Source organism: Companilactobacillus nantensis DSM 16982 (assembly GCF_001435815.1).
GTDB classification, from domain to species: Bacteria; Bacillota; Bacilli; order Lactobacillales; family Lactobacillaceae; genus Companilactobacillus; species Companilactobacillus nantensis.
Genome location: NZ_AZFV01000008.1, coordinates 68,497 through 93,433 on the forward strand (window position 1 = coordinate 68,497; position 24,937 = coordinate 93,433).

Genomic DNA, 24,937 nt, shown 5'->3' on the forward strand with positions numbered 1-24,937 from the left:
CTTTTTCCAATCACGACAAAATCCCATGACTAGTATTGTATTGGGGTACATCTACATTATTTGTTTCTTATTCCTCAAGTTAACACAAAGTTTCCGCAACTATACAGCACTAATTATGGGAATCTTCGGCTTTACCATTTTGCAGTGTCTTTTCATCATCATTATCTTCATCACTGCTCGGAGACGCCAACGTAAAATTTATCGGGATCGTTTTTCTGAAGAACAAGTTAAAAACTTAAAAATGTACACTGACCAGTTAGAAAAGGATCAATTAAAATTACGTCATTTTAAACATGATTATAAAAATTTACTCTTTAGTCTGAAAACAGTCGCTGCTGAACAAAATTACGATGCCATGAACCAAGCTTTAGATAATTTGGAAAACTATTCTGATGATTACTTAAAAAACTTATCAATAGATTTATATCAAGATCTCAATAACGTCAAAAATCCATATTTAAAAAGTTTATTCATTAGTAAACTCAATACTATCAATCAAAAGAAAATTGCTTGTTCTTTCAACTGTACCGATGAGTTGAATAATTTACCGATGAACGCTTTTGATCTCATTCGCCTACTAGATCAGGCTATCAACAACGCTATTCATTTCACGGAACGCCAAGAACATGGGCAAATTCAACTGGCTATCACCCAGGAGGATCAACAATTGGCATTTCTAATTAATAATTCTTTAGCCAATTTACCAACCACTGAACGGTCCGAAGATTATTTAGAACTTTTACATATTAAGGATTTAAAGAAAAAATACTCAAATATTTTTATTCAACATAGTAAAAACGCTAAGTGGTTCCGATTCCACATCACGTTAATTACAAAGGAGGAACAACTATGAGCTATCCCATCATCATGTGCGAAGACAATCAAATTCAACTGCAACAATTAGATAAATTGGTTGAAAATTATATTTTATTTCACAGCAATCTCTTTAAAGTGGAACTACAAGCTTCTAAGCCGCAACAAGTCATCGATTATCTCAACGAAACTGAACCACAAAACGGCATCTATTTTCTCGATATCGATTTACAAGCAGAAATTGATGGTATTCAATTAGCGGAGATCATTCGTCAAAAAGACGTTCAAGCCGAGATTATTTTCGTCACAACGCACGATGAATTGGCACCACTAACATTGAAACGAAAAGTGGCTGCCCTTGATTTCATCGAAAAAGATCAATCTTTAGATGATTATCGCAAAGAACTGTACGACACCCTAGATTATGCCAAACAAATCATCGACGAAACTCGCACCGTTCAGAAAAAAGGGTTCTCCTTTGAAGTTGGGAGCCAAGTTTATAATTTGGACAAATCTGAAGTCATTTATTTGGAAGCATCCGATATTCCCCACCGCCTTAACTTGGTTTCAACTAACGGTCAATTCGAATTTTATGGCAAACTAACCGAACTAGAAAAGAAATATCCTTTCTTATTCAGAATTAGTAGATCTTGCTTGATCAACCCCGAAAATATTCATCACGTTGATTTTGCAATCAGAGAAATTGGTTTCAGTGATGGATCAACGAGAAAGTTCTCAATCGGTAAATCTAAAAAATTGAAAACTATTATTCAAGAAACACTTTGATACACCACACTAAAAAAGACAGTTCTGGAACAAAACTATTATTATCTTTAAACATGCAGCATAAACGTGGAACGAAACATAGCTTTTTCCGCTTAAAACAAATAGCCCAAGTAATCCAAAAATCGGATTACTTGGGCTATTTGCCTTAATGCTCGAAAGCTGACCATGTTTTGTCCCACTCTTTTATTCAAGATCGAATAATCTATCTTCAAGATATTTTGAATCTGTTTTCTTCCAACGATGATAAATTGAAATTAACAAAAGAATAATCAAAGAAGGTAATTATGATGTTGAAATTTGGTAAGAAAATCAATTATAGACCCATATTGCTTAGTCTCTTAATCGCTGTGCTACCCACTATTATGGCCGCAAACATTTTAGAATCGATTCCTTTAGGACTAGTTATTGGAGCCGCCTTTTTCCTTTTTGTCTTCTTCGCTTACTACTTTCCCAATATTCCAACACTCTTCGTTTATTGGGAAGCCGATCAAAATGAAATTAGATACTGTGACATCAATACACCCAAATCTCGTTTATTAGGTATGATTGCACCACCTGCCGCCAAAATGATTACTATTCAAAAGAGTTCCATCAAATCGGCAACCGTCATTGGCGACTTAGACAACAAGTATGAAATGCCAATGGCTGTCCCTTATTCCGGCTATGTAGCTGTCCTATCACCAGTTTTATCAATGATTCATCATCCAGATACTGTCCGTCTAACATTAAAAGACGGCTCCACAATCGATTTGAGTGTTGCTCGTGATTACACTTACAGCCGTGACAATACTTTAGAAAAACTAGATAAATTTTTTCAAGGTTTAGATAATATTCCGGTTAAGGCCAATATCAAAAAGAATTCTTCAAGCGCTTTAATTTAGTTTTATCGTTATAACGGTATTAAAATATCTTGCAACTTTTATGTGCGTGCATAACCACACGGTTCATTCCTATAATTTAGTTGTAATTAAAGGAATTTCCAGAATATAAATTTTAAAAGAGGAAGGTATTATCATGCTAAAATTTGGAAAAAAAGTTTCTTATCGACCTATTATCATAAGTTTCTCCTATTCATTATTGACTCTAATCACAGCTATTTATTTGCAAGTAGCCAGGATGTACTGGCCAGCAATCGGCTTTTACTTAGCATCTCTTGCAATCTTCAGCGCTATTCTTTTCGGGTATTATCTTCCCAATTTACCGAACAGTTTTACTTATTGGGAAAGCAATCCAACTAGCATTCGTTACAATAATATGGCCAGCTACAAACATCGAATTTTAATGATGCTTTTCCCTTACCAAAATCAATTGACTATTATTAATAAAAAAGATATCCAGTCTATCACCGTTACAGGCAATATCACGCATCCAGAAGAAACCGCTTATCCATTAGATTTCTCACTGATTTATGCAATTTTGACACCATTACTGTCCGTTTTAAAAAATCCCATCACGTTAAAATTAACATTAAAAGATGGTCAAACCATTGCATTAAACGTCTCGCGTGATTTTGCCTACAACAATAAAAAAACTATCGAAAAATTAAATCAATTCTTCGACAGTTTGGACAATACTCAAATTAAAATCATCAATTATCCAGCTCATAACGTCAGTTTCAACTAAAAATCCATTTGCAACCGATAAGTGCGTGCATTTTTACCAACCTGATCCCTATAATCTAGGTGTAATCAAGGAAATCATTCATGAATGAATATCTTACAAAGGAAGGTAATTATCATGTTAAAGTTCGGTAAAAAAGTTACTTATAGACCCATATTAGTTAGTTTCTACTATGCATTGATTCCACTTATCGCTGCCATTTACACACAATGGCCCATCATGTATCTAGTTGGTTTAGCAGTTTTTCTCACTGTTTTGTTTGTCTACTATCTACCAAATTTACCACTCATCTTCAATTACTGGGAAACAGACGAAGATATGATTCGTTACAATGATATGACCAGTTACAAACACCGTATCTCAATGATTTTGTTGCCACATAAAAATCAACTAGTAACAATTAATAAAAAGGATATTCAATCAATCACCGTTACAGGTAAGATTAATGATCCCGATGAAATCACTACTCCTATTCAAGTTACCGGCTATTATGCCGTTTTAACACCAATACTTTCGATGATTAAAAATCCGATTACCTTGAATCTCATTATGAAAAATGGTCAAAAAATTGAACTAAGTGTCTCACGTGACTTTGCCTACAATAATAAAAAAACTATCGAAAAATTAAATCAATTCTTCGACAGTCTCGACGATACACAAATTAAAATCAACAATTATCCTAATCACAACAATGTCAGTTTAAACTAAAAAATGCCTCTCTTATAATTTAAGAGAAGCATTTTTGCTATTTAGGATATCTATCAAAGAATAGGCTGTTTCAAAGCTAGTTGTCCGTTGCTTGATTTGTAAAATTTGGTCCCATAAACGATTAGTGAAATCATTGAAAACCAATTTATTCGCATTACGTTCATGATTCAGTTTACTGATAATATAATCGATTTTCTCATCAAAAAGCGAACCACGATACTGCTTCTCAGAGAGTTCTTGGACAGATAGCTTGATAAATTGCCCTATCTCTTGATTCACCGCTGATTCATTAATTTGACTGTTAAATGATTCATCGAACTTGATCAATATCGAAAGCAATAACTTTTGTTTAGAATATTCCATTTGTCTTTTCACCCGTATATTAATATAACTGATTTTAGGATTAATAGATATGATTTAGCAAAGATTTTTCCTTTAATGATATATATTGTCTATGTTGTCCGTCTCCAGAGCGGAACAATGTTAACTGGCTGTGCGGACCGAGCCGAGCCAAGGTCTCGTCTCTCGGTTTGAAGCCTTGCAAGCAAGTCTTCAAACACGCCCGGTGGAGTAAGGGCTAAAGCCCTAACTCCACTTTCACTGCCAGTTAACATTGTTCCGCTCTTCCGACTAGTTTATTTATGAATAAATTAATTCCATATTATTCAATAGTACTTGTCTCTAAGTTCAAAAATGACTCCTATTTTGATGGTGTATAATAAAACGTATACATTTCACAATTCTGGAGATATTATAATGAATAAATTATTTTATAAAACTATCAACTTCTGGTACGGTGTGGCTATGCTGGTTGTTGGAATTCTTTTTATTGACCATTCAACTAAGTCAACGTGGCTTTTAATTGACGTTATTTTTATTGTTGCGGCAATTGTTTTCTTCCTATTAAGCTTATTCCGCAAACCTAAGCCTAAAAAAGAAAACGACGAGACTCCAACTTTATAACACATTAATAAGACAGCCAATTCAAAATGGATTGACTGTCTTATTTTTACAAAAATATTTTACTTAACCCAGTACCCTTCCAAAAACTCTGATCATCTTTTTGAACAGCTTTGGCTAAATCAAGCACTGGTTGCGATGCTTTATATTGATGTGTCATCAAATAAGTCGAAAGAATACCACCCAATTTTCGCATGACATTTCTGACTTCTTTGTCATTATCTAAATCACGATAAGCTACCAGTAGCGCATTAGATAAACCAGCATCCTGTTTAACTTCGCCCTCATTAGCAACTTGATCAATTAAATCCATTAAACTCTTCTTTTCCATCATAACTAAGCTCCCCAAATTATTTTAATATCTCAAAGATATCAGAAACGGCTTCAACTAAGTAATTTTATCTTGAAGACCACATTTTTCATTCCCGAAATATCAAAATTGCTTGATAGTATAACTCATATCAAACATACTCCAGCCATCGGGGGTGCGAGATTGTGTCAGCAGTGATATTGTTGTTAGTGCTTTAGCACCTACAACAAAGGACGTATTTTGAGATTCGCGCCCTTTGCGAAGCTCAAAATCGAGTCTGGAGACCTTGGCTCCAGACGGTCCCACAGCAGACACAATCTCGTGCACCCGATGGCGGCATCTTTAACCAGGAAATCGTTTTCTACCTATTATATAGCGCGAAAAGAACTTCCATGGTATTATTTATACAGCTTATCGAAAGGATGGTATTCGCAATCATGCGCTTAAAGACTAATATCATTTCAAACAATAAATAATAAATTGGCATTGTTACCCTGGGGTAATTAGTGCCACCAGGAGGATTTATGACAGAATCTAAATCAACATTTGAAAAAACACGTGTTATCGTTGCCGGAGTTAGCCACCTACAGCCTGACTTTGAGTATACGATGCAAGAATTAGCAGCTTTAGTAGAAGCTAATAATATGGAAGTGGCCGATACAATTATCCAAAACGCCAACAGTGTCAGTGGTGCAACTTACTTTGGTTCTGGTAAAGTAACTGAAGTTAAAGAAATTGCCAACGCTGATGATGTTCAAATTATCGTTTTGAACGATGAATTGACTCCTTCACAAATTAGAAATTTGGAAAAAGAAACTAAATTGAGTTTCATGGATCGAACAGAATTAATCTTACAAGTATTCTCTAATCGTGCCCAAACTAAACAAGCTAAACTTCAAGTTGAAATCGCTAAATTGCAATATCAACTACCTAGAATCCACCCATCCGGGAACCCACTTGATCAACAATCAGCTTCAGGTGGTCTAGCTAACCGTGGTGCCGGTGAATCAAAACTAGAATTAGACAGACGTGTCATTCGCAAACGTATCACCGCTTTACGTAACGAACTCAAAACGGTCGATCGTACAATCGATGTCCAAAGTAGACGTCGAACTAACACATCCCTACCACTCGTTTCATTAGTTGGCTATACCAACGCTGGTAAGTCTACAACCATGAATGGTATCTTGAATTTCAATAAAGAAGACTCCCAAGATCGTAAGGTTTTTGAGAAAAATATGCTCTTTGCAACCCTTGATACCAGCGTTCGTCGGATTGACCTGGAAGACAACACTAGTTTCTTACTTTCTGATACAGTCGGTTTTGTTAGCAAGCTACCCCACAATTTAGTTGAATCATTCAAGACAACTTTACAAGAGGCTCAAAACGCTGACTTACTAATCCAAGTAATCGATGTGTCTGATGAACATTGGCGCAACATGATTGAAGTAACGGAGAAGACTTTGAAGGAAGTTGGCGTTGTTGATAAACCAATGATTTATGCTTTCAACAAATCAGACCTCAAACCAGGTCAACAATTCCCTACAATCGAAGGCGACAATATTTATTATTCCGCCATCGACAAAGATTCAATCGCCAAACTAGTTGATCTCATTAAAATCAAAACTTTCAATCATTATAAGAAGACTGAATTATTGATTCCATATAGTGACCAAAAAGTTACTGAAGAAATTTTGAAGAATTCCCAAGTACTCAAAAAAGAGTTTATTAATGAAGGTTCATTGATCAGCGCTAACTTAAGTCCTGAAGAATTAGAAAAATTTAATAAATATATCCAAGCAGAAGTATCTGATTAAGCAGATGCTCCTGCTTTTTTTATTTTTACCCATTCAACTCTAAATTAGAATAATTATTTGAAATATCCTCGCTAATAAGATTTAAATTTCAATATAAAAGGCCATAACTACCTTAAATTAATATTTTTCAAATTATTTTATTATTCATAATGCATTGTTCTAGTTATATCGTCTAAGAAATCATGAACTATCCGGAAGGAACAAGAATTTAGGTCGCTGTGCAGGTGGCGTTAGGACTTTAGTCCTTACACCACGGGACGAGTTTTGAAACTCGCGTATTTTGCGAGGTTCAAAATCGAGATTCGAGACCGCCTTTTGGCTCGAATCGGTCCCCATAGCGACCTAATTTTTTTGTGCCCAGAGGCGGAATTTTTTAAGACACTTCCAGTTTTCCTTTGCATTTTAGTACGTAATGTATTATTATTTTATAAACATTAGAATTTTTCTAATTAAGGGTATTCACTTTTAATATTCATTAGTGTATTCTAAGAATAATTATTTTAGGGAGGATGAACAATGAATTTCAAGAAGAAGTATTTCCTTGCATTGTTACCGATATTTCTATTTGCATTAGTTCTGAGTGGATGTGGCTCTGCAACTGAAAAAGATAGCAATGATACCATTTCAATCAGTTCAAGTGATGTTATCGCAACAATGGATTCATCAATGAACACTGATGTTATCGGTGCTCAAAATATTACCAACACAATGGAAGGTCTCTACCGTTACGATGGTAAAGAACTTCAACCTGCCATTGCTAAAGAAGTCGTTAAACCAACTAATAATGGTAAAACTTATACTTTCCATTTAAGAAAAACTAAGTGGTCAAACGGTAAACCTGTAACTGCTAACGATTTCGTTTATGCATGGCGTAGAACTGTTGATCCTAAGACAGCTTCTCAATATGCCTACATTTACACAGGTATCAAGAATGCTGACAAGATCAACGCTGGTAAGAAGCCTGTTAATACTTTAGGTATCAAGGCTTTGGGTGATTACACACTTCAAGTTACACTAGAAGATGCGATTCCATACTTCAATACATTGATGGCTAGTTCAACTTTCTACCCTCAATACAAACCTTCAGTTGAAAAAGCTGGTAAACAATACGGTCTAAACAGTAAAGGTATGGTCTTCAATGGACCTTTCAAACTTGTTAACTGGTCTGTTTCAAACAACAGTTGGACTGAAGTTAAGAATAATTCTTACTGGAATGCTAAAGCTGTTAAGTTAAAGAAAGTTCAATACTATGTTGTTAAGGATGCCAATACCGGTCTTAACCTTTACGACACTAACCGAATCAACCGTCTTGAAAAACTTGGTGGTGATACATCCCGTCAAGTATCAAACTACAAGACTTTCTCACTAGATAAACAAACAGCTAACTTCTATCTCGAACTTAACCAAAAGAAATATAAATTCTTCCAAAACGCTAAGATCAGACAAGCTATTTCAATGGCTATCAACCGTAATCAATTAACAAATAACGTTCTTGGTAAAACTGGTGGTATCGAACATACCCTAGTCCCAGTTGGTATGTCTTATAACCCAACAACTAAGACTGATTTCACTAAAGAAAAAGTTCTTCAAGCATCAAATAAGTACACTGAATACAATCCAACCGAAGCCAAAAAGCTTTGGGAAGAAGGTATTAAGGAAACTGGTCAAAAGAACCTAAGCTTTACACTTCTAGGTGATGATACTGACAACGCCAAGAAACAAAATGAATATATCCAAGGGGAACTTGAAAAGAACCTACCTGGTTTGAAGATTACTTTATCAAACGTACCATTTAAGTCTCGTCTTGATAAATCATCATCTGGTCAATTCGATATTGTTGTTACTGGTTGGAATGCCGATTATCCAGACCCTGTTACATTCTTGGATATCTTTACAACTGGTAACTCACAAAATAATGGTAAGTACTCAAATCCAGCTTACGATGCTTTAATTAACAAATCTAAGACAACAGATGCCACTGATGAAGATGCCAGATGGCAAGATCTCTTACAAGCAACTAAGATTTTGACTGACGACCAAGGTGCTATTCCTTTGTACCAGTCATATCAAGCTAACTTAACTAGATCTAACATCAAGAATTACAGAATGACTCCAAACGGTAGTTACAACTTAGTTACTGTTTACAAAAAATAATCATAGGTGAGGGAGATTAAATAATGGCTAAATATATTCTCAAAAGAATACTTTATTTATTCTTGACCCTGTTCATCATCGCTTCGATTACATTCTTCTTAATGAAGTTACTTCCCGGTACACCGTTCTCTAACCAGAACCGTATGTCAGCGGATCAGTTGAAGATTGTTAAGGCACAGTATGGACTGGATCAATCAGTAGGTGTTCAATACGTTCGTTATATGGTCGGTTTATTACATGGTAATTTGGGAACATCATTCCAATTTAACAATGAACCTGTTACAGCTTTAATCGGTCAAAGACTTGCTCCATCAATGCAAATTGGTGCTCAAGCAATGGTTTTAGGTACTATCCTTGGTATCCTACTTGGTGCCGTGGCTGCTATTCGTAAAAATACTTGGGTTGATACACTTGCAACATTTATCTCAATCCTTGGTCTATCAATTCCATCTTTCGTTTTAGCTGTTCTATTGCAGTTCTACCTAGCCTACAAATGGAAGATTTACCCAGTTGCTCTTTGGGATAACTTCCAATCAAGTATCCTACCAACATTAGCTTTAACGGCCTTGCCATTAGGTACTGTCGCCCGGTTTATGAGAACCGAGATGGTTGATGTTATGAGTAGTGATTACATTGAATTGGCCAAATCAAAGGGTAATTCAAATTGGAAAGTCGTTACAAAACATGCCTTACGTAACTCATTGATTCCTGTTGTTACAATCATCGGCCCAATGGCCGTTTCTGTTATGACTGGTTCAATGGTTGTTGAAAATATCTTCTCGATCCCTGGTATTGGTGAACAATTCGTTAAGTCAATCACAACTAACGATTATCCAACAATCATGGGGCTTACAATCTTCTATTCATTCTTATTAATCATAGTTTACTTGATTGTCGATATCCTTTACGGACTAATCGATCCAAGAATTAGACTAGGAAACGGAGGTAAAGAATAATGGAACAAATTCCTCAAATTCCGAAGGAAAAATTTAAATTAGTTCACGATGAAAACAATGCTGAACAAGAAAAAATTAGTACACCTTCATTAACATACATGCAAGATGTCCGTCGTCGCTTGTTCAAAAATAAAGTTGCGGTCGTTTGTTTGACACTACTTTCATTGATTGTTTTAATCTCAATCTTTGCCCCTGTTATCGCACCACACAATCCTAATGAACAACAAGTTACACTCTCTAACCTTCCTCCTAAGTTAGGTAACCTCAATATCCCAGGTATGAACGGTTACCAAAACATGGGTGGCAAGATGGTCGATGCCTACAAACAAGCTGGTGCTCCTAAGGGTACATCATTTATCCTAGGTACTGACTACCTTGGACGTGACCTGCTTTCAAGAATCATCTATGGTACTCGTCTTTCCCTAGTCGTTGCCGTACTTGCTACATTAGTCGATTTATTGATTGGTGTTCCTTACGGTATCGTCTCTGGTTGGAAAGGTGGCAAAACTGATACATTCATGCAACGTATCGTTGAAATCGTGTCATCAATCCCTAACTTGATTGTTGTTATCTTGATGATGATCGTCTTAAAACCAGGACTAACATCAATTGTTATTGCAATTGCCATTACTGGTTGGGTTACAATGGCCCGGCTGGTCCGTGCGCAGACCTTCCAATTGAAAGAACAAGAATATATTTTAGCTGCTAGAACTTTGGGTGAACCATCAATGAAGATTGCAACTAAACACTTGATTCCTAACCTATCTTCAACAATTATTATTCAAACAATGTTTACAATTCCGAATGCCATTTTCTTCGAAGCCTTCTTAAGTTTCATTGGTATTGGTATTCCCGCACCGAACGCATCATTAGGTACACTTTTATCAGATGGTCAAAAAGCCTTCAGATTCTTACCATATCAAATGTGGGCTCCGGCTATTATCTTGAGTATTATCATGATTGCCACTAACCTACTTGGTGATGGTCTACGTGATGCCTTTGACCCACAATCATCTGATCATTAACTAAGGAGAAATCGAAATGGATAAAATTCTAGAAGTAAAAGATTTACATGTCGACTTTGATACCTATAACGGTACTGTCCATGCTATCCGTGGTGTTAACTTCCATTTAAACGCCGGTGAAACCTTAGCTATTGTTGGTGAATCTGGTTCAGGTAAGTCCATCACAGTTCGTTCAATCTTACAATTATTGGCTTCAAACGCCACTATCGCTAAAGGTGAAGTCCTTTATCACGGCGATGACTTGTTACAAAAAAGTGATAAGGAAATGGATAAGATTCGTGGAAACAAAATTTCTATGATTTTCCAAGACCCTATGACTTCACTTGATCCAACTATGACAATTGGTAAACAAGTTGCGGAACCGCTTTTGATTCACAACAATGTTTCCAAAAAAGATGCTTTAAAACGTGCTGAGGAAGTTCTTCGTTTAGTTGGAATTCCTAACCCAGAAGCCAGAATGAATGACTACCCTCACCAATTCTCTGGTGGACAACGTCAACGTATCGTTATTGCGATTGCTATCGTTGATTACCCAGAAATTCTAATTGCCGATGAACCTACAACGGCGCTTGACGTTACTGTTCAGGCTCAAATCATTGATTTATTACGTGAACTTCAACAAAAAATTGGTACATCAATCATCTTCATCACCCATGACCTTGGTGTTGTTGCCGGAATTGCTGACCGTGTTGCTGTTATGTATGCCGGTCGTTTCGTTGAATATGGTTCCGTTGAAGATGTCTTTTACAATCCTCAACATCCATATACATGGGGCTTGCTCGATTCAATGCCTACGCTTGATACCAACGAAAATGCTCGTTTGAACTCAATTCCTGGTACTCCACCAAACTTGTTGGACCCACCAAAGGGTGACGCTTTTGCACCACGTAATGCTTACGCTATGCAAATTGATGAAGAAGAACAACCACCATTCTTTAAAGTATCTAAAAATCACTATGCAGCTACTTGGTTGCTTCATCCAGATGCACCAAAAGTTACACCACCAGCCGCAATTCTCAATCGCTACAAGAAATTTGAAAAGTTAGGAGGCAATGCTAAATAATGGCAGATGAAAGAGAAGTAATCGTATCCGTAAAAAATCTCAAACAATATTTCAACATTGGTAAACCTAACGAAGTAAAAGCCGTTGATGATGTTTCCTTTGATATTTACAAAGGTGAAACTTTTGGACTCGTTGGTGAATCTGGTTCTGGTAAGAGTACTACTGGACGTAGTATTATTAGACTTTATAACCCAACTGATGGTCATATCTTCTTCAATGGCCAAGACATTAGTAAAATCAAAGCCCATGGTCCTAAGATGAAGGAATTCCGTCGTGAAATGCAGATGATTTTCCAAGATCCATATGCTTCATTGAACCCTAGAATGAAAGTTAAGGATATTATCGCCGAAGGACTTGATGTCCATGGCCTAGTTAAGAACGAACAAGAACGTGACGCTAGAGTCCGTGAATTGCTCGACATGGTTAACTTGAACCCTGAACATATGACTCGTTACCCTTACGAGTTCTCTGGTGGTCAACGTCAACGTATCGGAATTGCCCGTGCTTTGGCAGTTGATCCTCAATTCATTATCGCCGATGAACCTATCTCAGCCCTTGATGTTTCAATTCAAGCTCAAGTCGTTAACTTGATGCAAGATATTCAAAAGAAACAAGGTTTGACATACTTATTCATCGCCCATGACCTTTCCATGGTTAAATACATTTCTGACCGTATTGCCGTTATGTATCGTGGTAAGATCGTTGAGTTAGCCGATTCCAATGAGATCTACAACAATCCATTGCACGCCTATACTCAAAGCCTCTTGTCAGCTATTCCAGTCCCTGATCCAGAGATTGAAAAGAAACGTACAAGAATTGATTTTGATCACAAGAGTCCCTTCAAAGATGATCAAAGATTACAAGAAGTCCTACCTGGTCACTTCCTCTACTGCAGCAATGAGGAAGCAGCCAAATATAAGAATTAGAACGAAGCGATGCGTGCAGACATTGCCTAGTTCTAATACGTCTGACAAAAACCAAATCCAAACAACTTTAGAATTCAAAAAAATTCTTAAATAAGAGAGTGGAACAAAACATGTTCAGCTTTCGAGCATTAAGGCGAATAGCTCCAGTAATCCGATTTTGGATTGCTGGAGCTATTTGTTTTAAGCGGAAAAAGCTATGTTTTGTTCCACGTTTATGCAGCATGTTTGGAAACAATAATAGTTTTGTCTCAAACTCTTTTTCATGTTCTTACTTTGGATATATCAAACGTTACTGACAATGCCATTAGGAAAATCGATATTTGATAGAAATATGGTATGAAAAAAATCATCACGAAAATAACGACTAGTATTAACAAAAAATAAAGACGCTTAGATAATTTTGGAGAATCAAAGAAACGCCCTCTTATCTTTTTCATCGTGGGAGATAAGGAAAATGCATATAGGATAATTAATCCCAGCAAACTAAAAGGTATTCCAAAAGCATTTACACCTGGCATACAGTAACCTCCTATAATTCAATATTATCTTTAGCATAACAAGTGTTTGTAAAATAACATTTAATGTAACGTAAATAATAAGTAAAGGACCATGTAATTAAAAATCACATGGTCCTTCGCTATTAAGCTTTAATATAACGGTAGCCTTGAGTCTTTCCACCAAAGCCCCAATCATCTGGTGCAACGTCTTTAACGACAATATAGCTAGTCGATGTGACACCACCTAAGATATTCTTCATGCCCTCATAGGCTTGTTGAATAAACTTAGCTTTCTCATCACGAGTATTAGTTCCAGCAGTCACTTTAATTTCAATATAGAAGGTTTTCTTATCAATATTTTTACCACCGACGAACCAATATTCCGCAAATTGAACGTCCACTGCGGCTACTTCTCGATTCTTTTTCAATTCTGTGTGAGCTAAATTAGTTAATAATGTAGCTACTGCACTAGCTGTTTCTTGAGATTTTTTATCAGCAATTCTAACATTTATATATGGCATATTTTCTTCTCCTTTGATTACAAAACCAAGTATAAACCGGCATCATCCTGTTGAATATTATCAAATAATGATATAGTTATCGTAATTAGTGATAACTGGAGAATTAATATGCAAATTAATGATTTATCAATCTACAAAGAGATTTACGAAGCTCGTTCAATCAATAAAGCTGCTCAGCAATTAGGCTATTCACAGTCAAATATTACCGTCCGTCTGAAAACATTGGAAAATGAGTTACAAACAAAACTTTTTGTTCGCAGTTACCAAGGATTAACTCCAACCCGTGCAGGCGATCTGACATATAATTATGCTCAAAACGTGCTAGAAACAACTCACCAATTCACATTGTCTCTACAACGGCAAGTTAATAACCGTAATGTTTTGATTTCCGAGTTATTATTCAAATATTTAGTTATCGAAAAGCACACTTATCAATTAACTGACTATAATTTTGAAATCAAAAAATCGACAGCCATTATCAATAGTGATAATAGTACTGACCAAATGGTCATAACATATGCAGACTTTCACTCACCAAAATATCGATTAGCGGAAACAAATTGGTTACGGACAGCTTTTCTTTCTAAAGATGGTAAAATTCACAAACCATTTCTAATCAATAGTGATACTAATTGTCCTTTTAGAAAGAAAACCTTGAGCCTTGTAAGTCCCGATGACGTTATCGAAATTGATTCATGGGACAGCATTATTGATCTAGTCAGACAAGGACAAGGTACCGCCCTACTTCCACAATACTTAACAGCTAAAAGTAATCTGAAAGAAACCCAGGGATTCCAATCCATCAAGTTACCTTATCGAACATTTATTTTAGACCAAAAAGAAAAGAGCTAGTCTTGCGACCAGCTCTTTTTGTATTTGTATTTTTCATAAGCTTTTCTTCCTTTTTAGTTTAAATTCTTTGTTATATATCAGGGGGGGGAGGAGATATATTGAAAAAATCTATTCGTTTTTAATTTTTAATAATCTATTTAAAGTGAAGCTGTTATAGTCATCTGAGTCACCTCTTCGTTTCTTGACTATGCTTATATAATAACGGGAAATTATGAAAGAAACGTTTTGAAAGTGAGAAATAAGTCGGAAGTAAATGTGAAGAAAAAACGATAACTTGCTGGGGATTATATCCCCATAAAATATTCTCATGGTTCTCACATCCCCTATCACCAAAATTTTCAATTCACAACACAGACACTCATCGAAAGTAGCCGTCCAAATTTCTTGCTCCTGGAGATGGCATATTTAAAACACTCCCAAACAAAAAGTCTGCTCTTCAGCAGACTTTTTTAATTTGGGATATTTACGGGGAATAAATATCTAATTGTTTTTTAGGAAATTAACTTTATATCTTTATAGGGGGGAGATACTAAAGTTTTCATTTATGTGTTTATTAAGGGGATTAAACTTTTAAAAAATAGAGTATTTATATAGGGGTTTATTTCTATTCATGTGTAAGTGAGTTATCTAAGAAAATAATAGTTTACGAGGGTCTCCAGTTTCATTCGGTCACTTCTTTCAAATAAATTCTTTTTTATATCTTTTAAGGGGGGAGATATAATTTCTAATTTTGTTTATAAGGGTTTTTCATATTTTAAGGGGGTTAATTCATGTAATTCAATTTGATGCGGGATTGTTTGTTCATCCGGTCACCTCTTTGTTCCTTTGTTATTTGACTATGGTTATATAATAACGGGCAAATATGAATATCCGATTGCCAAAGTACGAAGTAATTTATAACAATCTATGAAGAATTTGTGACTCTCGAGACTAATTACCTGAATTCAAATTTAGACAAGCTTATACTTTAGGTATATTAATCATAAAGAGGGGCGTAAAATTATGAAATTAACTAAAGCTCAAAAAGTCGACTTGAAGGCTGCTATTGTTGCTGGAACGGCCGCTGGTATTATCTCTGGTTTCGTTAAATTAGGTTGGGAAAATGTCTTACCTCCACGTACTCCAGAGCGTGATGCCGTTAACCCTCCACAAACTTTGATGGAACAAGCAGGGATTCCTCAAAAAATCACTCGTGGAACTTATTCATATTCAGGACACAAAATGCCTTGGGCTAGCTTTTTGATGCACTTTGGCTTTTCAACTTCTTTTGCCATTATCTATGAAGTTCTTTCAGAATATTCACCTTTCATCAGAAAGGGTTCTGGTGCCATTTTTGGTTTAGCTATTTGGGTAGCTTTCCATATTGGTATCATGCCAATGATGAAGACTGTTCCTTCAGCTAAAGATCAACCTACTGAAGAACACATTTCTGAAGCTCTCGGTCATATCGCTTGGATGTGGACAAACGATATCGTCGGTCGTGAACTTTATCGTCGTTTGACTACACAAAAGTAGGTTTTCCCGTGAATAAATGGAAAACCTCTTTAACTGAGCGAATCAGTTACGGCTTAAGCGACGCAGCGGACAATTTAGTTTTCCAAATGATGACTACCTATCTACTCTTCTTCTACACCGATGTTTTTGGTCTAACTGCAAACGAAGTAGCAATTCTTTTCGTTGTAGCACGGACAGCTGATGTTTTTGAAAGTTTAATTATTGGAATTATGATCGACAATACCCACTCTAAATGGGGTAAAAGTCGACCATTTTTCTTATGGTACTCATTCCCTTACGTTGTTTTCGCCATCTTAACCTTTGTCACACCTAACTTCCTACCACATTCCGGGAAATTACTCTGGGCTTACGTTACTTATTTAGGCTTAGGATTTTTCTACACTGCCGTTAACTTGCCTATCACATCAATCTTACCTACGATGACAGATAACGAGCAGGAAACCACTTTATTAGGCGTTATTAGACAATTTTTTGGTAGTTCCGTCCAAATCATCGTTGCTGTCTTTACCATCCCGCTAGTCAGTTTCTTTGGTAAAGGTGACCAACAAAAAGGTTTCTTAGGAACAATCATCTTATTTGGTATCATTTCGTTAATTTTAATTTTGAACACATTTTTCCATGTCCGTGAACGTTACACTAATAAAGAAATTAGTCACCAACCATTAGCAGAAGTTTGGAAAATGCTGAAGCAAAATAAGCCTTGGATCATTATTTCTATCGTTATCTTCCTATACTGGTTAACAACTGCCATCAAGAATCAAACAACTATTTACTACTTCAAGTACATTATTCATAATGAAAATCTCGTTTCCTTAGCAAATAGTTTCACCTTAACTGCCTTGATTGGTGTTGTAGCAATTTACTTTGTTTCAGCTAAATTAGGTAAAAAGAATACTATGTTGTTAGGTATTGTGATGGCCTTTATCGGTCAACTAATCATTACTTTTGCGGCATATTCCGAAAATCTCCCTATTCTCTTTACCGGAATTTTCATCAATTGTATCGGTGGCGGCTTCATTATTGGACTAGTTTCCATCATGATTGCGGACACGATTCGTTATGGTACTGCTATGGGCATCCAAGCTGAAGGAGTTCTCGCCTCAACTGACGACTTCGGAGTTAACTTAGGACTAGGTTTGGGTGGTTTAATTACCGCTGAATCATTGCAAATGTCAGGTTATGTTTCCAATAAAACTCAAACAGCGACAACCATTGCAGCCATCAACTTAAACTACGCATTAATCCCACTTGTTTTATATGTTGTTATGTTCTTAATTTTGTTAGGATATAATGAAACTAAAATTAAACAAGCTATCAATTAGTAGTATCAAAGAAGGTCAAAAATGCAGCAGGAATCTCTTTTTGCAAATCAAAATAATGACGACAATACACCTCTAGCCAATCGGGTTCGTCCCACGACACTAGAGGATTTTGTCGGTCAACAACACTTAATCGGTGACAATAAAATCTTGCGAGACATTATCGATCAAGATAACATCCCTTCCCTAATTTTCTGGGGACCTCCCGGGGTTGGTAAAACTACTTTAGCTGAGATCATTGCAAAGAAAACCAAGGCTAATTTCATCACTTTCAGCGCCGTCACAAGCGGTATTAACGATATCAAGAAAGTTATGAAGGAAGCCGAAATGAACCGGGAAATGGGCCAAAAAACAATTGTTTTCATTGATGAAATTCATCGTTTTAATAAGGCTCAGCAGGATGCTTTTTTGCCATTCGTTGAAAAAGGCAGCATTACTTTAATCGGTGCAACAACTGAGAATCCATCGTTTGAAATCAATTCAGCTTTGCTTTCTCGTTGTAAAGTTTTCGTTCTCAAATCTTTAACGACAGACGATTTAGTCCAACTATTACAAAATACGTTAAAAAATCCCAAGGCTTTTCCAAAATCAAACGTTGAGATTGATGCTGATACATTGGAATTAATTGCGGCCTACGCTAATGGCGACGCTCGTGTAGCTTTGAATACTCTAGAAATGGCGGTTATTAACTCCGAAACTAAGGATGATAAAGTCCAAGTTAAGGTTGATGACGTCCGCCAATTGTTGAATACTAAGTCACTTCGTTACGACAAAAATGGTGAAGAACATTACAACATCATCTCAGCTTTACACAAGTCAATGCGTAACAGTGATACCGACTCCGCCATTTATTGGGTCATGCGCATGCTCGATGGCGGTGAAGACCCACTATACATTGCTAGACGATTAGTGCGTTTTGCCAGCGAAGATATTGGTTTAGCCGATACCAATGCTTTAAATGTCGCTATCAATGCCTTCCAAGCCTGCCAATTTTTAGGAATGCCTGAATGTAACGTTCACTTGGTCGAGACTGTTATTTACTTGTCAGTGGCTCCTAAGTCGAATGCCGTTTATCAATCAGTTTTACGTGCCGAGAAAGATATTAAGAAATATGGTAATTTACCAGTTCCATTACAAATTAGAAATGCACCAACTAAATTGATGAAGAATTTGGGTTATGGTGAAGATTATAAATTAGCTCATAACTATCAAGATAAATTAACCAATATGAAAACTGTTCCTAAAGAAGTTGAGAATAGTCAGTATTACATTCCAACTGAACAGGGTAAAGAACGACTCTTTAAGCAACGTTTGGAATATATTAAGCAGTGGCATCAGGAACATGATGATGAGTAAAGACAAATAAAACCAGCAATCCGTTTTGAGATTGCTGGTTATTTTTTTATATGCAGTGGCTTTGAAACGAGCTACACAAAGGCAACTCCTTCCGCTTTTCATAGAACTGTAAATCACACAAAAGCCGTGTGCAATTCACAAACCTACGAAAATGCTCGGGAGCTGACCGCCCTTGTTCGCTCTCTATTCAAATGGATACTTCATGCCCCAATCATTTCTCACATCATTCAAAATATGGGCAACATCATGTGACAAAGCTAATTGACCATCATCATGTCCAGCTTCGATATATCTTTGCATATCACTAACTTCATATTGCAATGCCTTTGTATCGTCACCAACGATAATTTTATCAGTCGTTTGCGTATGTGCATCAGCCGTATAAGTAATATCAGCTTCAGTAGCACGTGGATAATTACTAATTTCGATATAACCTTTCGTTCCTGAAATAACACCACGCTTTGGCTGTTTAGCACGCATCGATAAAGCCATGACTGCCATTTGTTCGTCATCATTTTTCAAAATAATACCAGATTGTTCATCAACACCAGTTTCAAAATACTTCACAGTTGTCAAAATGTTGGTTGGCTGCTTATTCAAGAAACTTCTTGCAAAGGCTGTGGCATAACCACCGATATCTAGTAATGCTCCACCAGCTAACTCTTTGTTGAAAAAACGGTTCTTAGGATCATAGTCTTTCAAACTACCGAAGTTGACTTGGACTAATTTCACGTCTCCAATTTTTCCATCGGCAACCATTTGCTTAACTTTCGTATAAAGTGGCATATGTAACAAAGTAAATCCTTCAGTCAAAATTAAATTTTTCTTAGCAGCTAAAGCTTGAACTTCATCAAATTGTTTAGCATTGACGGTAATAGCTTTTTCACAGAAAACATTTTTCCCGGCCATCAATGCTTCTTTAATATATTGATAATGGTATGTATGTGGTGTCGCAATATAAATGACATCAATCTTAGGATCATTAATCATATCAGTTGGATTAGCAAATTGATGTTGAATACCTTTTTCATCCGCAAATTTGGCCATTTGTTCAGCATTCATATCGGATACGCTATAAATTTCACCATTTACAGCATTCAATGCATCAGCCATTTCGTGAGCAATCCAGCCAGTTCCAATCATTCCCCAATTATATTTTGTCATAATTACAAATCTTCTTTCTTAATGTGTTTTACATCTTCATCTGTTGCCAAAAGCGCGTCAGTTACCACATCTTTGAAATATGACGTGCCTAAAACACCTGTCATAGAAGCCAATTTATTATTAATCGAATCAATTTCATCCCAATTTTCAAAATGACAATCTACCAAACCATTACCATTGGGAGTTCGAACCATTCCTGCCATATCTTGAGATTGACGGACGTTTGCTTTCCCACCTAATTGCTCAACCTCTGTCAAAACTTGTGGAATGGCTAAATCCATGACTTCAAGCGCCAATTGCACATCAGCATTGAGTTTGTCAGTGAAACGTTCTGCTGGAGCCATAATGATGTAACGTTCAGCTAAATTAGCGTATAACCGTTCAAAAGTATGGATACCGCCGTTACTCTTCAATGCATTGAGATTATGGTCGAGACTGTCACAACCATCAAATGCTAGATCAAACTTCGTTACTTGTTCTAAAGGTACGATTGGAATATTCAATTCCTGACAAAGTTGTCTAGTTTGTTCGGAAGGACTTGCCACATAAATCGTCGTTGCATCTAGGGCTCGAATTAAGCGTCCAACTGTGCGGCCACCGCCAAAACTGACAGTCATCCCAGGTTTGATCATATTAAGTGCTGATTCGATTAACTTTTCCATTTTTGAACTCCTGTGAGAAATATATTTTCATATTATTTTTATATCTGAAATTCATTTTCATATTAAAATAAAAAAAGTACCCTGTCAAGCAGGATACTAAATCTTTCGATCAGAAATTAATTCTTCATGATGCGCAATTTTGGCTAATGTCTGTTTATCTTGTCCTATCAACAATAAGAAAATGGCTTCAATCATCGTTGAGGCAGCAATTCTGGAAAAATAATATTCAGATTGAAAAATTTGTTCACGGACATACGTTTTCAGGTGAAAATCAGCCTTTTGAGCAATGGGTGAATCTTCACGATTAGTAATGGCTATCACCTTAATTTGTTGCTCCTGGGCGACTTTAAGTTGTTTCATCAATGATTTAGATTCACCGGAGTTTGAAATGATTATTAAAATATCTTGGCGATTCATATTCAACGTCTGGGCCAAAGACGTTTCAAAAGCGGCATCACTAATAGCTAACAGACCAATCTGGTTGAACTTATAAACCGCATCAATCGCTACTGGATACGTATTTCCTTCAGCAACTACTTGGATCAACCGAGCCTTTTTAATCAAATCTAGGACCTGATTAAGTTTAGTAGTATCCAAATTTTTCAAAGTATTGCTGATTTCAATATTCTTGTTGTCAGTAATATTTTTTAAAACTTGTTGGACATCATCATCGATCGTCACTGCCACATTTTCCTCATCCGACACTTGAGCCAAACGTGTTTTTAACTGATGAAAACCATCAATATCCAAGTTTTTACAAAAACGTGAGACAGATGCTTCACTGACAGCCGCCGTTTGGGCAAGCTGTGAAATCGTATAGTCAACAACGGCTTTGGGCTGTTGTAAGACCACTTGAGCAATTTTTCTATCGGTCACAGACATATGTGGCAATTTATTATAAATGACATCGATTATATTTTGCATAGTTTTTCCTCTACTCCTATTCTATCAAAATTTGAGCAGCAAAAAAGCCTGCTAATAAGCAGGCTGCCATGATATTTAATAGTATGATAAATATCAACTTCTTTCTTTTGAAGATTAACTACGGGGGAATAGTCATCTTTTATTTAACTTCTTTATCTATTAGGGGGGAGATATTTGAAGTTTAAGTTTTTTTATAAGGGGATTAATTTTTCATTGTATATATGTTTTAAGGGGTTATTTCTATTCATTGTTTTCAATAATTATCTTTTAAAGGGTTAGCTCTCTGTGAAGCTTTATCTTTCCATTGATTCACCTCTTCCTCTCTTTGACTATGCTTAAATAATAACTTTTAAATACGAATAAATTTATAACAAATTATGAAGAATTGGTGAATCTTTTTTTGTGGTGCCGCCGGAGGGTGCGAGAAAGAATGCCTGCTGTGGGACCGACTTGAGCCAAGGTCTCAAGTCTCGATTTTGAGCTTCGCAAAGTACGCGAATCTCAAAATACGTCCGTGGTGTAAGAGCTAAAGCTCTAACGCCACCTTCACTGCTGGCTTTCTTTCTCGCACCCTCCGGCTAGTTTATTTGTTTAGGGCAGCTGTTTTACTCAGATTTCAGATAGTTTAAAACGTTATGTATAGTCTACAATTTAGTAAACCGGTACCCTTAATGATTATTTAAAATTGGATAATTGGAATATAAAACATATTTTTATAAATGAGAAATATTAAAATCCCAACCAACTAGTCGGAAGAACCGAGAAAACTTAACTGGCAGTGAAAGTGGTGTTATGTCGAGTGCTTTTCTCGGCATTACAGCACCGGGCGTGTTTGGAGACTTGCTTGCAAGGCTTCAAACCGAGGAGCGAGACCTTGGCTCGCTCCGGTCCGCACAGCCAGTTAAGTTTTTCTCGGTTCTGGAGACGGCATAAAAAAAGACCGCCCTGACGGACGATCTTTATACGTGAATGATTTTAATTTTGAATGTGTATTATAGAACCTTAACAGCGAATGAAGGCATGAAGTAACCTGAGATTGTTGAAATCTTAACTGATTCGCCTGGTTGTGGTGCAGCGATGTATTGGTTGTTACCTAAGTAGATACCTACGTGGTAAGTTGAACCTTTGCTACCCCAGAATAATAGATCTCCGGCTGATGCTTGAGAAACTGCTTCTTGTGTACCGGCACCTTCTTGAGCTACTGTGTATGAACCAATGTTCTTACCAGTTGCTTCTTGATATACGTATGATGTGAAACCTGAACAGTCGAAACCTGAAGGTGTCTTACCACCCCATACATATGGTGTACCTAAGTATTGTTTAGCAGTACTGATAACATTATCAGCAGTTGCTGACTTGTCATCTGATGAAGCTGATTCTGTAACTGCAGCCATGTCTGTAACATCGTTAGCGTTAACCCATTCGTTAGCACCTACAAGGTACCATGTGTTACCTGAATCGTCTGTAACAGCTTGGCCAACAGCCCATGCTGTGTTAGCTGACAATGCACGACCAGAACTCTTACCATTTGCTGATGGTGTTGTGTAAAGTGCTGACAATGTCTTTGTACGTACAGCAGAAGGAGCATTAGTAACTACTTGTGATGCAGCCTTTGTTGTAGAAGCATTTGATAGACCTAAACCTGTAACTGCCAAAGCTGCAGCAGCTGTAAATGAAATAAGACTCTTTTTAACGTTAGTATTCAAAATTGAAATCCCCCGTAATGGTTTGTTTTTTTTATTTTTTAAGTTTTTCTTAATTAATTTCTTATCACTCAACGATGACTATAATACTCTCCGAATATTGCAGAAATGTTACAGCAATTGTATAAGAATGTTACACTTTGATGTTCACAAAGTAATAAAGTTCTAACCACATGTGTACCAGTGGTTAGAGCTTTATTGTGAAATGTTATATTATTTGATATTTTCGCTTTTTAGTATTTTGTTAACGTTTTCTTTCGTTATCTCTATGTTATTATTAGTAATTTTATAACATTTGCCCCTTAATTCAGCGGGAATATTGAGATCTCGATGGAATTCATCACTGCTAATTCGAGCCTTTAACCGTGAAATATCATCCCCACGATCAGCCAATCTTTGTGTTACAGTTTCCAAATCTACTTCTAGAAAAATAACCACAGCCTGATTGCCATACTTTTCTTTATATGAAGCTGCTCCTTTTGTATCAACTACGATACTGGCCGCATCATACTTTTTCCAAGTTTCGTTGAGACTTTCTTCAGATGATCCATACCAATTACCACTATATTCGACTCTTTCAAGGTAATGATTCTTTAAAAAGCTTTCTTTTGTCTCAAAATGATAGTCAACACCATCTTTTTCGCCCACACGTGGTAATCTAGTAGTGTGAGTTATAACACTCGGTATATGATAGGTATCTTGCAAATATTTACTAATTGTTGTTTTCCCAGTTCCGCTTGCTCCAGTGATAACAATAATTTTTTTATCCATTATAGGACTCCTATGTTTGAAATATTTCTTCTACTATATTATTATACTAGTCTGTTAAGTAATTAATCCGAGGAGAATTTACATATGAAAATAGAAGACTTAAAAGTTGGTACTGTTTACGATTGCTCCGTTGATGAAGATATGGATTACCCATTCCAAGGTAAAGTTGAGAAGATTTACGAACACTCAGCTTTGATGGAAATTGTTAAGAATGATCCTAAAGACAATTCTAATAAAACAGAATTGAATAACAAGATTGTTGTTAGCATCAAGAAAATCAAAAAAGCTAAATAATTAATCCGATTAAAAAGAAGCTGGTCATTAAGTTGATCAGCTTCTTTTTTTAGCCGTTTACTTATAGGTGAGAAAAATAATTCTAAATTATTTAATACTTTTGTAGCCCATTGTCTAAAGTGAGTTGCTTGTATAGAATTTACACGATAACCCACAAAAATGATTGTATCCAAATTATAATAGTTTATATCTTTTGACATATTGCCGAAAACCCCATTGTT

Annotated in this window: 25 protein-coding genes and 1 pseudogene; 17 read left to right on the top strand and 9 right to left on the bottom strand. The window is 36.2% G+C overall.

Features of this window, described 5'->3' with window-relative positions; translation table 11 throughout:
• Positions 1 to 25: 25 nt before the first annotated feature.
• The 5 genes from FD31_RS14220 (at position 26) to FD31_RS04940 (ending at position 3,927) form a co-directional block, all read left to right on the top strand.
• Positions 26 to 853, top strand: coding sequence for a GHKL domain-containing protein (locus tag FD31_RS14220; protein ID WP_162258537.1), 828 nt, complete (start codon positions 26 to 28; stop codon positions 851 to 853).
• Positions 850 to 1,599, top strand: a complete 750-nt coding sequence (locus tag FD31_RS04925; RefSeq protein ID WP_057891658.1) for a response regulator transcription factor — start codon at positions 850 to 852, stop codon at positions 1,597 to 1,599. The genes FD31_RS14220 and FD31_RS04925 overlap by 4 nt, the downstream gene beginning before the upstream one ends.
• Positions 1,600 to 1,883: 284 nt before the next feature.
• The gene (locus tag FD31_RS04930) at positions 1,884 to 2,480 is read left to right on the top strand and encodes a hypothetical protein (protein ID WP_147007355.1); all 597 of its coding nucleotides are present in this window, start codon (positions 1,884 to 1,886) and stop codon (positions 2,478 to 2,480) included.
• Positions 2,481 to 2,613: 133 nt separating this feature from the next.
• Entirely contained in the window at positions 2,614 to 3,222 is a 609-nt protein-coding gene (locus tag FD31_RS04935; protein ID WP_057891660.1) for a hypothetical protein, read from the top strand.
• A 114-nt stretch (positions 3,223 to 3,336) separates the two neighbouring features.
• Positions 3,337 to 3,927 carry a hypothetical protein gene (locus FD31_RS04940; protein ID WP_057891661.1) on the top strand — a complete coding sequence of 197 codons (591 nt, stop codon included), beginning with the start codon at positions 3,337 to 3,339 and terminating at the stop codon, positions 3,925 to 3,927.
• 12 nt (positions 3,928 to 3,939) lie between these two features.
• Here FD31_RS04940 and FD31_RS04945 read toward each other — a convergent pair whose 3' ends face one another.
• Entirely contained in the window at positions 3,940 to 4,290 is a 351-nt protein-coding gene (locus FD31_RS04945; RefSeq protein WP_057891662.1) for a hypothetical protein, read from the bottom strand.
• Positions 4,291 to 4,683: 393 nt separating this feature from the next.
• Here FD31_RS04945 and FD31_RS04950 point away from each other — a divergent pair, with 393 nt between their 5' ends.
• Positions 4,684 to 4,890 (top strand): hypothetical protein, encoded by a 207-nt coding sequence (locus FD31_RS04950; protein ID WP_057891663.1) that lies wholly within the window; start codon positions 4,684 to 4,686, stop codon positions 4,888 to 4,890.
• 46 nt (positions 4,891 to 4,936) lie between these two features.
• On the opposite strand, the gene FD31_RS04955 is transcribed toward FD31_RS04950, so the two are convergent.
• Entirely contained in the window at positions 4,937 to 5,221 is a 285-nt protein-coding gene (locus FD31_RS04955) for a bacteriocin immunity protein (protein WP_057891664.1), read from the bottom strand.
• A 500-nt stretch (positions 5,222 to 5,721) separates the two neighbouring features.
• Between FD31_RS04955 and hflX the strand changes: the two genes are divergently transcribed.
• From hflX to FD31_RS04985, 6 genes are all read left to right on the top strand, one after another.
• Positions 5,722 to 7,014 (top strand): GTPase HflX, encoded by a 1,293-nt coding sequence (gene hflX / locus FD31_RS04960; RefSeq protein WP_057891665.1) that lies wholly within the window; start codon positions 5,722 to 5,724, stop codon positions 7,012 to 7,014.
• Between the two features lie 516 nt (positions 7,015 to 7,530).
• Positions 7,531 to 9,168, top strand: a complete 1,638-nt coding sequence (locus tag FD31_RS04965) for a peptide ABC transporter substrate-binding protein (protein ID WP_057891666.1) — start codon at positions 7,531 to 7,533, stop codon at positions 9,166 to 9,168.
• A 23-nt stretch (positions 9,169 to 9,191) separates the two neighbouring features.
• The gene (opp3b, locus tag FD31_RS04970) at positions 9,192 to 10,124 is read left to right on the top strand and encodes an oligopeptide ABC transporter permease (protein ID WP_057891667.1); all 933 of its coding nucleotides are present in this window, start codon (positions 9,192 to 9,194) and stop codon (positions 10,122 to 10,124) included.
• Positions 10,124 to 11,149, top strand: coding sequence for an ABC transporter permease (locus tag FD31_RS04975; protein ID WP_057891668.1), 1,026 nt, complete (start codon positions 10,124 to 10,126; stop codon positions 11,147 to 11,149). The genes opp3b and FD31_RS04975 overlap by 1 nt, the downstream gene beginning before the upstream one ends.
• Before the next feature lie 16 nt (positions 11,150 to 11,165).
• Complete coding sequence (locus FD31_RS04980; protein ID WP_057891669.1) at positions 11,166 to 12,212, top strand: ABC transporter ATP-binding protein; 1,047 nt, start codon at positions 11,166 to 11,168, stop codon at positions 12,210 to 12,212.
• Entirely contained in the window at positions 12,212 to 13,138 is a 927-nt protein-coding gene (locus FD31_RS04985) for an ABC transporter ATP-binding protein (RefSeq protein WP_057891670.1), read from the top strand. Before FD31_RS04980 ends, FD31_RS04985 begins: the two co-directional genes overlap by 1 nt.
• A gap of 640 nt (positions 13,139 to 13,778) precedes the next feature.
• On the opposite strand, the gene FD31_RS04995 is transcribed toward FD31_RS04985, so the two are convergent.
• The gene (locus FD31_RS04995; RefSeq protein WP_057891672.1) at positions 13,779 to 14,156 is read right to left on the bottom strand and encodes a tautomerase family protein; all 378 of its coding nucleotides are present in this window, start codon (positions 14,154 to 14,156) and stop codon (positions 13,779 to 13,781) included.
• 108 nt (positions 14,157 to 14,264) lie between these two features.
• On the opposite strand from FD31_RS04995, the gene FD31_RS05000 reads away from it, so the two are divergent.
• The 4 genes from FD31_RS05000 (at position 14,265) to FD31_RS05015 (ending at position 19,198) form a co-directional block, all read left to right on the top strand.
• The gene (locus FD31_RS05000) at positions 14,265 to 15,008 is read left to right on the top strand and encodes a LysR family transcriptional regulator (RefSeq protein ID WP_057891673.1); all 744 of its coding nucleotides are present in this window, start codon (positions 14,265 to 14,267) and stop codon (positions 15,006 to 15,008) included.
• 1,002 nt (positions 15,009 to 16,010) lie between these two features.
• Positions 16,011 to 16,523, top strand: coding sequence for a DUF1440 domain-containing protein (locus FD31_RS05005; protein ID WP_057891674.1), 513 nt, complete (start codon positions 16,011 to 16,013; stop codon positions 16,521 to 16,523).
• An 8-nt stretch (positions 16,524 to 16,531) separates the two neighbouring features.
• Entirely contained in the window at positions 16,532 to 17,845 is a 1,314-nt protein-coding gene (locus FD31_RS05010; protein ID WP_057891675.1) for an MFS transporter, read from the top strand.
• 21 nt (positions 17,846 to 17,866) lie between these two features.
• A complete protein-coding gene (locus tag FD31_RS05015) occupies positions 17,867 to 19,198 on the top strand; it encodes a replication-associated recombination protein A (protein ID WP_057891676.1) in 1,332 nt (443 codons plus the stop codon).
• Positions 19,199 to 19,381: 183 nt separating this feature from the next.
• On the opposite strand, the gene FD31_RS05020 is transcribed toward FD31_RS05015, so the two are convergent.
• The 5 genes from FD31_RS05020 to FD31_RS05040 all read right to left on the bottom strand — a co-directional run bounded on the left by FD31_RS05020 (position 19,382) and on the right by FD31_RS05040 (position 24,422).
• On the bottom strand, positions 19,382 to 20,362 hold the full coding sequence (locus FD31_RS05020; RefSeq protein ID WP_057891677.1) for a Gfo/Idh/MocA family protein: 981 nt from the start codon (positions 20,360 to 20,362) through the stop codon (positions 19,382 to 19,384).
• A 2-nt stretch (positions 20,363 to 20,364) separates the two neighbouring features.
• Positions 20,365 to 21,024, bottom strand: coding sequence for a ribose 5-phosphate isomerase A (gene rpiA / locus FD31_RS05025; protein WP_057891678.1), 660 nt, complete (start codon positions 21,022 to 21,024; stop codon positions 20,365 to 20,367).
• A gap of 96 nt (positions 21,025 to 21,120) precedes the next feature.
• The gene (locus FD31_RS05030; protein WP_057891679.1) at positions 21,121 to 21,948 is read right to left on the bottom strand and encodes a MurR/RpiR family transcriptional regulator; all 828 of its coding nucleotides are present in this window, start codon (positions 21,946 to 21,948) and stop codon (positions 21,121 to 21,123) included.
• A gap of 992 nt (positions 21,949 to 22,940) precedes the next feature.
• Positions 22,941 to 23,654 (bottom strand): C40 family peptidase, encoded by a 714-nt coding sequence (locus FD31_RS14325; RefSeq protein WP_057891691.1) that lies wholly within the window; start codon positions 23,652 to 23,654, stop codon positions 22,941 to 22,943.
• A 210-nt stretch (positions 23,655 to 23,864) separates the two neighbouring features.
• Positions 23,865 to 24,422 carry a guanylate kinase gene (locus FD31_RS05040; protein ID WP_057891680.1) on the bottom strand — a complete coding sequence of 186 codons (558 nt, stop codon included), beginning with the start codon at positions 24,420 to 24,422 and terminating at the stop codon, positions 23,865 to 23,867.
• 84 nt (positions 24,423 to 24,506) lie between these two features.
• On the opposite strand from FD31_RS05040, the gene FD31_RS14390 reads away from it, so the two are divergent.
• Positions 24,507 to 24,716: a hypothetical protein gene (locus FD31_RS14390; RefSeq protein ID WP_057891681.1), complete on the top strand. Its 210-nt coding sequence runs from the start codon at positions 24,507 to 24,509 to the stop codon at positions 24,714 to 24,716.
• A gap of 104 nt (positions 24,717 to 24,820) precedes the next feature.
• On the opposite strand, the pseudogene rhuM reads toward FD31_RS14390, so the two are convergent.
• A pseudogene (gene rhuM / locus FD31_RS14565) lies at positions 24,821 to 24,916 on the bottom strand (RhuM family protein); the annotation flags it as partial.
• Positions 24,917 to 24,937 lie beyond the last annotated feature (21 nt).